12 protein-coding genes are annotated in these 14,972 nt (G+C 43.7%); 5 read left to right on the forward strand and 7 right to left on the reverse strand.

Annotated features, from left to right (window positions below; genetic code table 11):
• Positions 1–59: 59 nt before the first annotated feature.
• A complete protein-coding gene (locus C9J01_RS02750; protein WP_107296565.1) occupies positions 60–911 on the forward strand; it encodes a sulfurtransferase in 852 nt (283 codons plus the stop codon).
• Positions 912–983: 72 nt separating this feature from the next.
• Here the strand turns inward: C9J01_RS02750 and C9J01_RS02755 are convergent, their stop codons facing one another.
• Positions 984–1,802, reverse strand: coding sequence for a phosphate ABC transporter substrate-binding protein (locus C9J01_RS02755; protein ID WP_107296566.1), 819 nt, complete (start codon positions 1,800–1,802; stop codon positions 984–986).
• A gap of 547 nt (positions 1,803–2,349) precedes the next feature.
• On the opposite strand from C9J01_RS02755, the gene C9J01_RS02760 reads away from it, so the two are divergent.
• The gene (locus tag C9J01_RS02760; protein ID WP_107296567.1) at positions 2,350–4,005 is read left to right on the forward strand and encodes an ATPase RavA domain-containing protein; all 1,656 of its coding nucleotides are present in this window, start codon (positions 2,350–2,352) and stop codon (positions 4,003–4,005) included.
• Between the two features lie 14 nt (positions 4,006–4,019).
• A complete protein-coding gene (viaA, locus tag C9J01_RS02765; protein ID WP_107296568.1) occupies positions 4,020–5,468 on the forward strand; it encodes an ATPase RavA stimulator ViaA in 1,449 nt (482 codons plus the stop codon).
• Positions 5,469–5,540: 72 nt separating this feature from the next.
• On the opposite strand, the gene C9J01_RS02770 is transcribed toward viaA, so the two are convergent.
• Positions 5,541–6,635, reverse strand: coding sequence for a transporter substrate-binding domain-containing protein (locus tag C9J01_RS02770; RefSeq protein WP_107296569.1), 1,095 nt, complete (start codon positions 6,633–6,635; stop codon positions 5,541–5,543).
• Positions 6,636–6,923: 288 nt separating this feature from the next.
• Here C9J01_RS02770 and C9J01_RS02775 point away from each other — a divergent pair, with 288 nt between their 5' ends.
• Together C9J01_RS02775 and C9J01_RS02780 are read left to right on the forward strand one after the other, a co-directional pair.
• Positions 6,924–8,324, forward strand: a complete 1,401-nt coding sequence (locus tag C9J01_RS02775; protein ID WP_107296570.1) for an NfeD family protein — start codon at positions 6,924–6,926, stop codon at positions 8,322–8,324.
• Positions 8,325–8,366: 42 nt separating this feature from the next.
• Positions 8,367–9,140, forward strand: coding sequence for a slipin family protein (locus tag C9J01_RS02780; RefSeq protein ID WP_107296571.1), 774 nt, complete (start codon positions 8,367–8,369; stop codon positions 9,138–9,140).
• A gap of 67 nt (positions 9,141–9,207) precedes the next feature.
• On the opposite strand, the gene pelG is transcribed toward C9J01_RS02780, so the two are convergent.
• The 5 genes from pelG to C9J01_RS02805 are packed head-to-tail and all read right to left on the reverse strand — an operon-like array spanning position 9,208 to position 14,947.
• Positions 9,208–10,581, reverse strand: a complete 1,374-nt coding sequence (pelG, locus tag C9J01_RS02785) for an exopolysaccharide Pel transporter PelG (protein ID WP_107296572.1) — start codon at positions 10,579–10,581, stop codon at positions 9,208–9,210.
• The gene (gene pelF, locus C9J01_RS02790) at positions 10,562–12,106 is read right to left on the reverse strand and encodes a GT4 family glycosyltransferase PelF (protein ID WP_107296573.1); all 1,545 of its coding nucleotides are present in this window, start codon (positions 12,104–12,106) and stop codon (positions 10,562–10,564) included. Before pelF ends, pelG begins: the two co-directional genes overlap by 20 nt.
• On the reverse strand, positions 12,103–13,071 hold the full coding sequence (locus tag C9J01_RS02795) for a HEAT repeat domain-containing protein (RefSeq protein ID WP_107296574.1): 969 nt from the start codon (positions 13,069–13,071) through the stop codon (positions 12,103–12,105). Before C9J01_RS02795 ends, pelF begins: the two co-directional genes overlap by 4 nt.
• Positions 13,034–14,380 (reverse strand): PelD GGDEF domain-containing protein, encoded by a 1,347-nt coding sequence (locus C9J01_RS02800; RefSeq protein WP_107296575.1) that lies wholly within the window; start codon positions 14,378–14,380, stop codon positions 13,034–13,036. Before C9J01_RS02800 ends, C9J01_RS02795 begins: the two co-directional genes overlap by 38 nt.
• Positions 14,381–14,422: 42 nt before the next feature.
• Complete coding sequence (locus C9J01_RS02805; protein WP_237156847.1) at positions 14,423–14,947, reverse strand: hypothetical protein; 525 nt, start codon at positions 14,945–14,947, stop codon at positions 14,423–14,425.
• Positions 14,948–14,972 lie beyond the last annotated feature (25 nt).

Raw genomic sequence — 14,972 nt, forward strand, 5'->3', positions numbered from 1 at the left:
AGTGATTTTAAACAAGAAGCGTAAATCTTTGTGAATAAGTAACTAGTTAAGGATTAATAATGTCAGTGCTCAAAATTTCATCGCCACTTGTTTCTGTCCCATGGTTAGTACAAAACCTGTCGAATCCACAGTTGGTTGTTCTTGATGCGACTTGGTTCCTACCTGGCTCAGAGAGAAATGGAGAAAATGAGTGGCATCAAAAGCGAATACCTAGCGCACGTTATTTTGATTTCGACAAAAAAGTTGCTCATCCAGAGGCTTCTTTTCCTCACATGCTACCTGAGGCTGAACATTTTGCTCGAGAAGTGGAAGCACTAGGCATCTCAACGGACTCGACGGTTGTAGTGTACGATAGCCAAGGTATCTTTTCTGCGCCAAGAGTGTGGTGGATGTTCCGAGCTATGGGGCACGAGCAAGTTGCTGTTCTAGATGGCGGTTTGCCAGCCTGGGAACTTGCAGGCAACACAATAGAAAGTGGCGAGCCGAAGCCGTATGAGCAAGGAAAATTCAAGTCAGATTACCAACCGCAATGGGTTATTGAAGGCGATGCACTGGTGCAAGTGCTCAACAAATCGGATGTTCAGGTGCTTGATGCACGAGCGGCAGCTCGATTTTATGGCACTCAGCCAGAGCCGCGGCAGGGTGTACGAAGCGGTCATATGCCAAGTGCCAAGAGTTTGCCATTTGGTCAGTTACTTAAAGACGGGTGTTTTCTACCTAAAGAACAATTACAGCAACGCTTCGATGCAGTTAGTGATGCTGATCAGCAGTTAATTTTTAGCTGTGGCTCTGGGGTAACCGCTTGTATTTTAGCGTTAGCGGCTGAACTAGCAGGAAGAAAGCAATTGACGGTATATGATGGCTCGTGGACAGAGTGGGGCTCTACCTTTAAATACCCTGTAGTCCAATAAAACAAAGGGCACAGTTCAAATGAGCTGTGCCCGATCTTAGAGCTTTATTATAAGCTCTGGCGCGCTGAAAAATTAATTCAGCACTGATACGTAACCACGTTGTTCAATCAAACCTTGACCAGACGTCGAGGTGACATAATCAACAAAGGCTTTCGCACTATCTTTGATTTTCTTCTCTTTATAAAGCATCAAGAAAGGTCGAGAAATCTGATATTTTCCTGACTCCAGATTTTCTAGAGTTGGTGATACGCCTTCAAAATCGAGTGCTTTGATAGAATCATCAACTGAGCCCAGTGAGACATAACCTAGAGCATGTTTATTGCGTGATACCAAACTCTTTACCGTACCATTAGTGTTAACTACGAGTACCTGAGGGTTGATGTCTGAAACGGTTTGGCCTTTGATTTGCTGAGTAAGTCCCATGAAGTCTTCAAAGGAAAAGCGCGATCCTGAAGCATTCTCACGGCTAACCACTGCGATTTTCAAGTCAGGGCCACCGACTTCCTTCCAGTTGGTAATATCGCCGTGGTAGATTTTTTCAACTTGCTCTTTAGTCAGGTTAGCTACCGGGTTATCTTTGTGGACGACAAGCGCAATACCGTCATGGGCAATCGTCACAGTGATAATGTCTGGGTTAATTTCCTCAGCTTTCAAGTAACGAGAGCTCATACCTAGGTCTGCGACATTTTGTTTCACAGCAGTGATACCTGCTGATGAACCAATACCTTGAACTTCGATATGGGTATCTTTGTTTTCACTGGAATAGGTTTCTGCTAGCACCTCAACGATATGACTAGCAGACGTTGAACCGGTAACTGTAACAGTCTCGTTCGCATGAACCGAGACAGCAAGACTGGCAAGTAGGGCGCAAAGAGTGGTTCTGGTAAGCATTTTATTCTCCAAACAACACCAGAAAAGGTTGGCGCTCATCTTATTACGGCTTTATGACACTAATGTGAAAAATATGCATGTTAATAGCCTGACTAAAAGACATTATTATGCGTAAGTCTCTCGTTTCTCATGTTTTTCTTGATGAACGTTTCAACTTTCCGTAGTCATTGCACCAGTTTTATTTCTAATAGTAGGGGAACTCTACTTGATGGAAAATTAACCAATTTCAATTTGGCTGCTGAAAAAATAAATACTCATGCTGCTGTGTAATAGCGATCAAATTTGTAGATAAAACTGGTTAAAATACATACTAATTGCATTTCTATGCGCTTTGTCATGTTTTTGCCTCATAACTGCGCCTCATTATGTTAAGCCTGTCCCATTTATGAAAACAAAGATTGAGCTCTGGTTGCGGGTTAAACTCTTTGATATATAAAGACTGTAACAAAATATTTCAGTTTACAATATTGTAACATTTGATGGTTTGTGTCTATCCTCATAATAAGTACGAAAGTACAGGGATATGACAACTTAAGAGGTCGGAAATATGCTGACAATGGCGAGAAGAGCGCAGCCAAATAAAGCGCTAGTTTCTGAAAGGATTCAGAAATTAATTAAAGCGTTATCTAATGGCGTATATGAGCGAGAAGAAACAATTAAGTTATGTCTTCTTGCGGCGCTTGCTGGTGAGAGTGTGTTTCTGCTTGGCCCTCCAGGTATTGCGAAAAGTTTGATTGCTAAACGTTTAATTCAAGCTTTCGATAATAGCCAGTTTTTTGATTATTTAATGACGCGTTTCTCTACTCCTGAAGAGGTATTTGGGCCACTTTCTATTCAGGAATTAAAAGACAACGGTAAGTATGTCCGTTTAGTTGATGGCTACCTGCCAACCGCACAAGTTGTTTTCCTTGATGAGATTTGGAAAGCGGGGCCGGCAATTCTTAATACCTTACTTACCGTGGTCAATGAACGTACCTTCAAAAACGGTCAAGATGTGCTGCCTGTGCCAATGCGACTGCTAGTGACGGCATCCAATGAATTGCCTGAAGAAGATAGCGGTTTAGAAGCCTTGTACGACAGGATGTTGGTAAGGGTGTTTGTTAACCGTATTCAGGAAAAACAAAATTTTAAAGCCATGCTGATGGGCGAAGGACCTAGTATCCAAGAGCTTGAGCCCGGCTTGGCGATCACTGATGAAGAATACGATGATTGGCAGACTCACATTGAAGATATCAAACTATCTGAAGATATTTTCGAGAAAATCTATCAACTTAAAACCATGATAGAGCAACGTGCTGAAGGTGTAGAGCATATTGATGAGCATGAAAGTGAACTCTATATCTCTGACCGCCGTTGGAAAAAATCGGTCAGGCTTCTGAAAGCGAGTGCATTCTACAATGGCCGTGATGCGATTAATCCTCTTGATTTGTTGCTGTTACAAGACTGTATGTGGCACAGCCCAGAGTCACGCAATGTGATCCGAGATATTGTGAGCGATTTTGCTATTGAAAAAGCATTCAATCAGGAATCTGCGCAGATCAGTGCTACTGACGCGCAAACAATCATCGATGAAGTGAATGCAGAAGTCGCGAGTGAATTAGCGGTCAATTTAAGCCGCGAATCAATGATGCGTAAAGAATGGTTCAAATGTGATTTGAGTGGCGCGAGACGTTATACCGTCAATCACAACTCACGCATGATTAAGCTTGTTATGTTACAACAAAACCCATCGGTCTCTGAGCAGGAAAATGGTGATAGCCGCTGGGTTTATGTAGACGGTGATGATTTTGAGAAAAAGATCAAAACCGGTCAATGTGATATTTATGGATTTGTAAATAAGAATGCCCACCTATGCCGACTTCAGTTTGAAGTGGATGCCCAGCAACGTTTGGTTATCAAAGATATTGCTAATCGAGCTGTATTGGTGGGTATTGCAGGTGAAAATGGTATTACTCAGGAGCAACAAGCCCATTGGGTAGCAATGGCGGAAAGAGCATCAGTGAAAGTGCTAGATGCTGAGCATAACCTAAAAGTGTCCCGCAGTAGCTTCCATGGCGCACTACCACATAACTTTATCGACCCTCAATTACCCGAGCGGATTGAGCAGAGTTTATCGCAAGCAACGGATTCAGTGCATGACCTGAAAATAACGGTTGATAAAAATGTATTCCGTATCAGTCATCTGACTGAGTATTTTGCTTAGCGGGAGAGTAGTTTATGCCGGTTTCTGAAGGTATAAATTTGGCGTTGATGCTATCTGAGTCCGGCATCATCGACAATGCTGTACAAGAATTAATGTTGCAGCAACAGATCATTGTTGCGGCAGAATCTAACCCTGGGATTAAGTCTGCGATGAAAAAGCAGATAATGAAATGGCGAGGGCAAGTTCAAAAACGAATGACCAATGTTAGCGTTGAAGAGCGCTTTCATCAGGAAATAGAGCTTTACCAACAGGCTTGCCAGTGGGAATCAGAGGATTTTTTGAATCACATTGATGAGGTGGTGAAGCAATTAGAAGGTCATTCAGCCTTTTACTTCAAAGCTAAAACCCTGCTTGAGCGGGAGCACCAAAAGCACAACCCGATGTTTCAAAGTTACTTTTGTAGCCAATGGCATAAGTATCTGACGTTGGCACTGACAGAAGCTCAACAAATTGAGCTTGAGCAGCACAAAGAAAAGTTGCTTGCTGATTTATACCAGCGTATTGAAACGATGCAGCACATGGAAGAGGTCACCGGATCTGGCGATCCAACCAAGGCAGGGCGCCTGTGGGATATGGCTAAGGCTAAGCTGACTAAAACTGACGTCAGCACGCTGAAAAGCATGGCGCATTTCTTGAAAAAAAATAGTGGCTTGAAAGAAATTGCTGAAAAGCTTGGCCGGATGGCAAATGAAGTCGATGATCCTAACAAGGAGCGGGTAAGGTCTGAAGACCTGAAAATGGTCGAGGAACAAAGCGATAACGTTACGGATGATATAGTGGGTATCCACGAAAGTGACGACTTATCGAAACTGCTGCCCAATGAAGCCATGTTTTTAGCTTATCCCGAATTGGAAGTTGTCTTTTATAAGCACTTAGTCGATAAGCGCCTGCTTAACTACAAGGTACAAGGCGCACAGCGTAAATTGCGCCGGGTAAAAGCCTATAAACGCCAAACAAAGCAAGTTGAACAGGAGAAAGGGCCGTTTATTGTATGTATCGATGCATCAGGATCGATGAATGGCTTTCCAGAGCAATGCGCAAAGGCGTTAGCTTACGGTTTGATGCAAATTGCCCTTGCTGAAGACAGGGATTGCTATGTCATTATGTTCTCGACCCAGCAAATTACCTATGAACTCACTAAGCAAGATGGTTTGAGTGAGGTGTTAAACTTTCTCTCTTATTCATTCCATGGCGGAACAGATTTAGGCCCGGTGCTTGATCAGTCTATACAACTGATGCTGAGCGAGAAGTATAAAAATGCAGACTTGATCGTGTTGTCTGATTTTATTGCGCCATCACAGCCTGATGAAATGATGAAGCGCATTGCGAAGCTTAAAGAAAGTAAAAACCGTTTTCACGCAGTTAATTTGTCAAAATATGGCAACCCAGAACTGATGACGATATTTGATCACTGTTGGTCATATCACCCATCGAAATTTGGCCGGCTTTTTAAGTGGAAATAATCCACTGTAGACAGAATTAACTACACTCTCTTAGTTGTCTTGGCTTTTGGCGCTCATATGAGCGCCCTTTTTTTATTTGTCGGCAAAGTATTTGTTGAGGGTCTGGCGCCATTCTGGGCTATTACGGATCTTTAGTAGTGCTCGGTTTAATTTTTCCCTGTGAGGGCTGTTATTCTCGATGACCAGACCGTAATTTTGTTTTTCAAATTGATACGGTAATACCGATAGGCCTTTATATCTTCCTTCTTCTTTCGCTTTTTTGATGAGGTATTTTAAAACAGCATCATCAGCAACGATTGCCTCGACTTCGTTATTATTCAACGCCTCTAGTAAGTCATTAGTTGATTCATAACTACGGTGAACAATGCTATGGCTAGTTAAGAATAGAGAGGAAGTAGACTTAGCTTTCGCACCCACCGATAGATTAGCCAGATCATTAGGGCCTTTGATATCGCTACTGATCAAGCCTAAGGTAAATGTACTGGCAAGAATGGCAGTAATACTTGCAATAAAAAACGTTGTGAATACAGCCAATAGGACTGTCAGCACTCTCCCTGTTAGGGTCTTAAATTCATAATAATTGAAAGGGCCTTTTGTTATAAAAAGAAGCCCCAGAATAAACCCTTCAACCATCTGGGCGAATTTTGAACGCATAGAATATAGTTTGTCATTTACTCTGTGTTCTAGAAGGTAATAAATACCACCGACAAAGCCTGCGGCAATGAACGCAATCCCTAGCACAAACCATAGTTTGGTATTGGTGAAAATATTTTTAATTGAAGACAGGTAGCCCTGCTGTTTGACCGCGATGGCGAGATGGGTCTCATAAAAAGAGTGGGAGAAATCGAGCACTTTTTCACGTTCAGGTGTAATAGAAATACAAGACACGCCTATGTTAAGTGTATTGTCACTGACTTGCTCTAGTAGTTCACCCAGCTCATGGTGGCTGTAGTTGTAGTCAACGCCGAGCTCGAGCGCAATCTGCTGCCAAAGATAAATACTCAACCCTTCTGGAGGCTGGGATTCACTCTCGATAACAAAGGGGGGACAGTGATATGTGCCCACGTTAACCGTGGAATTGCTGGCTGCAATAGAGGGGAGTGAAAATGATATGAGAGAACTTAAAAATAGCCATATACACAACATAGAGTGACGCACTGCTCGCATAGGGTGATCTCACTTGGCTGAGGACATTGTCATTGTTCTTCAGTTAAGTATAAACATCATGAAATTTTCACAAGCCTGTCATTCAAGACAACTAGCAAGCTGCCTGAGAGTTTTTGTCTACTGTCAATAATGCTTTCCATTTTTAGCTATCACTTCAGCAAAGTTGGTTAGTCAATGAAGTCAATGAACTATGCTTATTAACAAATTGGTTAATACCTTAATGGACAGCAATGGTTGGCTGGAACTATAAGAATCCTTAAGTTTGGTCAGTCATGGCAAGGAGGGTGTATGAAAGTGTTGGCTGTTTTAGCTGCACTCAGCATCTGGTTTTTCAGTCAGCCTGTACTGGCACAAAATGTTTGGGTGATTGAAATATCCGGCGGGATAGGGCCAGCAACCAGTGACTATGTGTCACGAGAAATCGAACAAGCGCACAAGGAACAAGCAAGCTTTATCGTACTCAAAGTCGATACTCCCGGAGGATTGGATACCTCCATGCGTGACATTATACGTGCAATAACGACATCACCATTACCTGTTGCAACCTGGGTCGGTCCTGCAGGAGCAAGAGCCGCTAGCGCCGGTACATATATTCTTCTCGCCAGCCATGTTGCAGCGATGGCGCCAGGGACTAATTTAGGGGCTGCAACACCAGTATCTATATCGGCTCCAGGGGGAAGTGATGATGATTCTGGTGGCCAGAACCCCTTTGCTCCTAGAAAAGAGCAAGAGCCTAAAGACGCCAGTGATGAAAGCGATGATTCGGCTAGTGATGATTCCGACGACAATAAAGTAACGGCTAAAACGGCGATGGAGAAAAAAGTCATCAATGATGCGCGTGCGTATATACGTGGTCTGGCTAAGCTTCATGGTCGAAATGAAGAGTGGGCAGAAACTGCCGTTACCGAGGCTGCAAGTATTGATGCAGAAAAAGCCCTAGAGCTTAACGTGATTGATTTTCTCGCTTCTGACTTAGATGGTCTTATCAGCCAGTCCAATGGGCGAACTGTAGTTATCAATGGACTCGAAGCAAAAATAGAGCTTTCAGACGTCGCTTATATCGAGAGGGAGCAAGATTGGCGGTTTAAGTTGTTGTCTGTGATAACCAACCCTAATGTGGCCTATATTCTGATGCTAATTGGCATTTATGGCCTGCTATTGGAGTTCTACAACCCAGGTGTTGGCCTGCCCGGTGTATTGGGGGGTATATGCCTATTATTGGCTATGTACTCCCTACAGATGTTACCTGTGAGCTATGCGGGTCTGGGACTGTTGCTGCTCGGGATAGCGTTGATGGTTGCAGAGGCATTCAGCCCAAGCTTCGGAATACTTGGTTTAGGTGGGATAGTCGCATTCGCACTAGGCTCGGTGATGTTGATGGATACTGAAATACCGGGTTATCAAATTGCCATACCGCTAATCGTGGGCCTGACCGTCGTTTCGGCCGTATTTACTTTTGTCATTCTTAGCTTGTTACTCAAAGCGCGGCGGAAACCGGTGACGACGGGTATGGAAGCCTTGTTAGGACAAGAAGCCGTTGTAGTAAGTGGTTTTCCTGGTAGTGGACGAGTGCTAGTGGAAGGGGAAATTTGGCAAGCCAACTGTGACGTTCCTCTGAGTAAGGGTGACAAGGTCACGGTAGTGGAGATTAATGGCCTCTGTTTGGAAGTTAACCAGCGAACGAAATAAATCAAATGTGCTTGGAATAACCTTTTTATAAGGATCAATCATATGATCACATACTCATTAGCAACGATAATAGTTCTGGTATTCGTGCTTATTGTCAGCATGTTCAAAGTGCTACGAGAGTACGAGCGTGCGGTTGTCTTTCTACTCGGTCGATTTTACCAAGTAAAAGGGCCTGGCCTGATCATCATTATCCCAATAATCCAGCAAATGGTGCGTGTTGATTTGCGGACGATTGTATTGGATGTGCCAACTCAAGATTTGATCACTCGAGATAACGTCTCGGTCAAAGTTAACGCGGTGGTTTACTTCCGGGTTGTTGACCCGAAAATGGCAATCAACAATGTAGAAAACTACCTTGAAGCCACCAGTCAGTTATCTCAAACAACGTTGCGTTCGGTACTAGGTCAACATGAACTGGATGAATTGTTATCAGCCCGTGAGGAATTGAACCGAGATCTACAAGGGATCTTGGATCAGCATACTGACAATTGGGGGATCAAAGTCGCCAACGTAGAGATCAAGCATGTCGATTTGGATGACAGTATGGTTCGCGCACTTGCCCGTCAAGCAGAGGCTGAGCGTTCACGTCGGGCCAAAGTGATTCATGCTACAGGTGAGCTTGAAGCTTCAGCTAAGTTGCGAGAAGCGGCAGAAGTGCTAAATCAGTCGCCAAATGCCGTACAGTTACGTTATATGCAGACCCTCACAGAGATTTCCAACGATAGAACAACGACCATTGTGTTCCCTATGCCGATCGATTTAGTCGAGAAATTTACCGATGTGATGGCATCTGTGAAGACCAAAGATGAAAAGTAACTAAAATCTTGTAGGTTTTTGAGCCGAAAAACCCTCACCATTGAATAAATGGTGAGGGTGATTGAGGTTATGAGCGCTGCAACATGAATGTTTGGTATTCAAGATCTTCAAATTGACTATCAAGCATGATAAGACCAATGATGGTAGTAACCAACATAGTGACGGCAAAACCGTAGCCGTAAAATGTTGGGCCTAAGTCGATACTGATATAGGCCAAAACAAGGTTTCCGGCAGCCATCAATAACGTTAAGAAAAGGGCTGAGTAGCGCTTGTCGAGATAATACATAACGTTAAGGATAGCCATGACCAATACTTGTAGGCTGACGCCAACCAAATCGACATAGAGCAAATGTAAGTAGGCAAGGTCAATGCTCAAAAAATTGAGAATATCTTCTGCCCATAAGATCAAAAGCCCCAATGTTAGGCCCTGAACTTTAAATATCTCATAGATACTTTGTTGGCAAGCAAGTACCATTTTATCTTTCAGTAGATAAATAGAATCCAGTGTTGCGCCCTCACGGACGGCCTCATAGAACTTGAGGCAGGCATCAGCAAAGTCTGTTTCCATTCTCAGCATGAACACGGCCATACCCGGTACAATGGCCAAGTATGCGATAAAAATGGGTAAATCATAAATATAAGATGCCCTGAAAACATCAATGACCTGATGTGAGGTTTCATCACGAAACCAGAAAACAAACTTATCGAGCCAAACCCCAAGGTTATAAAGAAAACCACATAAAATTAGGGAGATGAAGGTTTTCTTGAAGTTTAAAAACTCAAAAGACACGAGTTGGTTAGCAGGAAAATCTCGGATAACGTGGTACAGAAAAGCAAAAGTTAAAATGGCCTGACAGAAACAGAAAATCAATAATAATCCAAGCAAACCGAAAGGCGGTAAAAAGATGCTCATAATGACCATCAGGCCATAGCAGAACATCATGGTGAAAAAGATCCGGTAGTATTCTTTCATACCACTAAGGAAGATGATGATTAACCATTGATTAGACAGCAAAATAAAAGAAGTGAATATTGTGATTTTCTCTGCTGGCGTGATGGTATTGCAGATAGCAAGGATAGTACCTCCGAGAAGACCTGCGATTATGCTTGTGACCAACATAGAGCCAAGTAAGTTAGGGACGATTCGATGATCTTGTTCGGCAAATAGCAAGTCAGAGATAAAGCGGGTCAGCAGTAGTTGGAATAGTCCACTGATGATAAGCGACCCTGCCATCATATAGGTGACTATGACCAGAAACTGGACGATGACATAGGTTGGGAATACGACCCCCACACTGATGATACCGATTGTCAGCAAGGCGAGAATTGAGAGCACCCAGGGCCCTGAGCTTATCAAGCCTGCTAACCCATAGGCTTCAAGCATAGATAGCAGCGAGTTTTTCTTTAGAATTTTCCTTAATTCAAATCCGATGCCGGCCACTGATTGCCTCCTTGTATAAACTACGGTAAGCCCCATACATCATAGGTTCGTCATAATAACGTTTGACCCTGATGCGGCCGTTATCACCAGCTTCTAGCCATTTGTCTTTATCGCTGAGTACCTTAATAATGGCTTGTGCACCTTCTGCCGGGCTAGCGATGGGAATAATTTCGCCCGCAGAGCCTATTTCCGCATCTTCCCCGACTGCGCCATCGATAATTTCTCGACATGCTCCAACTTCAGTGGCAATGCAGGGTATTCCTGCGGCCATGGCTTCAAGTAACACTAATGGTTGCGCTTCACTGATGGAAGTTAGCATCATGACACCGAGCTCAGGCATAATCTCAGCGACATTCTTGCTGCCAAGCATTTTGACGTTATCTTTGAGCCCTAAGCTTTCAATCAATAATTCACACTCTCTGACATAATCTTTATCTTCTTCAGTTGGCCCGATGATCCAACCTTCGAGTGTGGGAAGGGTTTCTATTGCGCCACGTATAGTACGGATAAAGGTTTTGATATCTTTAATGGGTACCACGCGACCCACTAAACCGACAACCATAGGAGGGCTATCAGGGCGCCGTTGATATGCATCTTCAAAACGCTGGGTATTAATGCCATTTACAATCACGCGAGTTTTATCCGTTGGCGCTCCATCGAGATGTTGTCGTTGTCTGTTGCCTTCAAACAGTGCCACGATATGGTCGGCTTGATGGTAGGCGGATAAGCCTAACTGTTCGAAAAACTGAATCCAGGTTTTACGAGTGGTATCTACTCCTTTATGCATAGAAATGTCTATGACGCTGTGATTGTCTTTTATCCATGTGGCCTGCGACAAATCGATTTTTCGCTCTTTGGTATAAATACCATGCTCGGTCAGTATAAATGGAGTTTGGGTTTTCTCTCGGCTCATTGCTCCTAAAAAACCCGCATAGCCAGTAGAAACACTGTGAAACAATTTGGCCTTAGGCAGGTTTTGCGACACTTTCGATAAGACAAAAAGCGGTTGGTATATATTTCGGTATGTCCAAAAATAATCGACAAAGGATTGCCTTGGTGCATATTCCAAATATCTTTCTGTCAGCACTTCCCATGATGCTCGACTATAAAGGAAGTCAGGGAGTGTCAGTTTGCCATTGGTATCGAGAAACTCTGAAACTTCAGATAGTAGATCTCCGGGAATAGGTTCTCCCTTCTTTTCAAAATAGGCGAGAAAACGGTTCCAGACATTAAATAGCTTACTTTTCCCTGAGCGGGCTGAAGGTTTTACATGGCCTTTGTTGGATAATAAATAATGCACCTCAAAGCCAACAACGTTATCAGGGAACTCATATGCGGGCTGGTCATAAAAGTCAGGGTGTCCACCTAGGAAAATCAAATGGAAGCGGTATTCAGGCAATCCACAGATAATCTGGTGTACCCAACTTGATACACCTCCTCGCACATATGGGTACGTGCCCTCTAGTAGAAGGCAAATATCGACTTCATCATTATCAGCCTTGGTTCTCCGCTTGAGCCATGTCATCCCCAGTACTCCTTAATCTGGCTAAGTTTATTTCCTTTCTGCTCGGGGAAATAGCTAATGTATTGTTTTGCTGTTTCATAATCGCCGGCGATGTAGGCAGCCTCTGCTAAGTAAGGTGCCACCTGTTTTAAAAGCAACCCACCATCTAGCGCAGCTTTGAGAGCTGGAAGGGCATCAGTTGGGCGTTTTTGTTGCAGCATGACTCTCCCGAGGAGTAAATTGGCTGATGCGGTTATTTTGATACTGATTGATTGATTGAGGTAGTTTTCTGCTTGCTCTAAATAGTGGCTCCGTAAAATACCCTCAGCAATGCCTAGATAGCAAAGCTCCCAGTATTGCTGGGCAATATCAAAGGCCTTTGCCGCTGAAGGTTTATACTCAAATTGCTTTTTTGACAGCGAAATTGACTCATTGATTTGAGTTTCGATATTTTCCAAAGACGCATATGCAAGTAACCGAACATCGTCAGTTAAATCTTTCAATGCCAGTTGTAGCAGGGGTACGGCATGTTGACGAGGCAAGTGCCTGATAGCATTGACGGCTAATTGTCGTCGTTCAGGGTCTTGGTTATGTAGCAATATTTCTCGCAGAGCCCCAGAACCAAATTGGGTGCCAAGAATTTCCCCCGGACTTTGGGGTAGATCGCTTTTCTCACATTCTTGCCATGTGATATTGGACTTTTGTCTTGGCAAGTAGAGGGCAATGAGTAAAGAGAAACTGGTGCCAATCATCCCTGCGACGGGTAATAGTAAATTGAAGATAAACAAAAAAGTAAACGAGCCAGTCACTGGCGTTTTGTATTTTTTCGGTAAAACTAACCAACATAGTCCAGCGAAACTCAAGCAGGCCAATGCATGGGTGGTCACAAACGCTAGCCACATTGCTGATGTCATTGGTTGTGTAATGATGATGTATAGGCCAGAGCTCTCAAAGGCTATGGTCTGAAGAAATAACCATGTCTTCATCGTATGCTCCAAGCTCATTCATTAACTTTCTAATTTCGGGTCTATCCGTTGACATTGAAAGCGGGCCAATAATATCGATGTCGTTAATATCCTCGCCGAGTTGATCCTTAAGTAATTCTCGTAACCTAACAATGTATTGCTGTGCCTCATAAGCAGTAGTGAGGGGGAGTAACACAGCAAGAGCAGCATTGCCTTTCTTCGTTCGGCATGACCAATATACATCGGCCCCCCGGCGATAACTAATTGTGTTATCGAGCTCTTGATGGTGTTTGCCGGCACTGTCAAAACAGACTACAACCGAACTGTCCGCACCATAGTGACGTTTGTTGTAACTGGCACGCTTGAGGTAATTCATAAATAAATCATTTTGGTGTGGCTGCAAAATAGGCGTAATGATTTCATCACTGAGCAGATCTGCAGCGTAGTTGGCGACAAGTGAAAGTAGCGCTACGTTGGCAGGGGTAAGCATGAAGAATTTTGCATTTTCAGCAATGATCGCGGCTTGAAGTGTACCTTTTGTATCCAGTAGAGGGATACAAATCTGATAACGAGACTGGTGCACCTGGTTCGCTTCCAGTTTGGCAGGAGAGAGTAGCTTTTTGGTGGCTAACATATCTTGTAACATGGCATCGTTTTCGATTAATCGATGGTGATCGCCAACTGTGGCAGCCGCTTTTGTATCAATTTTGTCATCGGTGACTTTATAAATTCCAGCGACTTCAAGCCCTCCGATGTCAGCCATGAGGTGAAGGTAGGGCTGGCCTAGGTACTCCAATCGATGTTCAGCGTGTTTGGCTGCTATTTTATGTAACGCACTGATACTGGAACGTAAACTGACGGTTTGTCCGGCAGTACGTTGCTCCAACTGGTCATGGGATACTTTGAGTAAGTGGTAATTCTGAGTGAAGCTATCAAGCTTTTGGGCCATGTACTGATGATCAAGGATGTGTTTCTGATTAATGTTATGCCAGTAATCATGAAACTCACCGGCGATCATCGCGACCATGATTGTACCGATAGCTAGCGATAGTGGGTAATAATCCAACATACCCGACGCATTCATAATGGTTGCAAGTCCAGCTGTGGTGAACAAGGCACAAATAAGCCCCTTCGCAAAGCCGTAACGCAAGGCAATGAGTAGTGGGCCAAAGAGCGGCCAGAAAAAGTTTTGCTCGGTGGACGTTTGGGCTAACGAATCTGACTCTACCCATACGTAAATGGAGAGAAGCGCTATGACGAGGGTTTCTATCCACACATAGCTGCTTCTTGAAAAACCGAGAATAGCTTTGTTGTTGGTTTTCTTATCCATAAAAAACAACCATTATTTGTAATCAAAATAACCAGTTAAAGACTAGTTATCTTTTGATGCAACATTTAGACCGCTGAGTAATTCTTCGATCACAATGTGACCTGTACCACTGACACTTTCGCGTCCCCATCCTCCACGGCTACCTGATGCTTGCCAGTATGTTTTGCCACTCTTAGCTGATTTCACTTCTAGCGTAATGCCAACCGCAGGCTCACCATCAAGTCCACTTTTATAGTGCCATTCCTCAACTGAGCCTGTGATCACATAGTCAACAGGTTGTGTGGCAAGCCAGGCCTGCGCCTGTTTTTGCTTGGCTGAATCATCGAGGATACTTTGCAAGTCACTGACAGCCGAAGGAGGATATTTTACTGCCACAATGCTTTTCGCAAAGAGTTGGCTACTTAAAATTTGCTCTGCTTTCTCAGCCGCTAGTGGGGTACTTGAGTGATTGGACATGGGCATTATGGCCCAGCTGCTATCAGCCGGAAACTGATTGCTGTCTGTTACTTGGTAACTGCTACAAGCACTCAATGTTAAGAGGCTGGCAAGGGTTAGTATCTTTTTCATCATGATCATCCTTGTTAAATTCGAT

Source organism: Photobacterium rosenbergii (assembly GCF_003026455.1).
GTDB lineage: Bacteria > Pseudomonadota > Gammaproteobacteria > Enterobacterales > Vibrionaceae > Photobacterium > Photobacterium rosenbergii.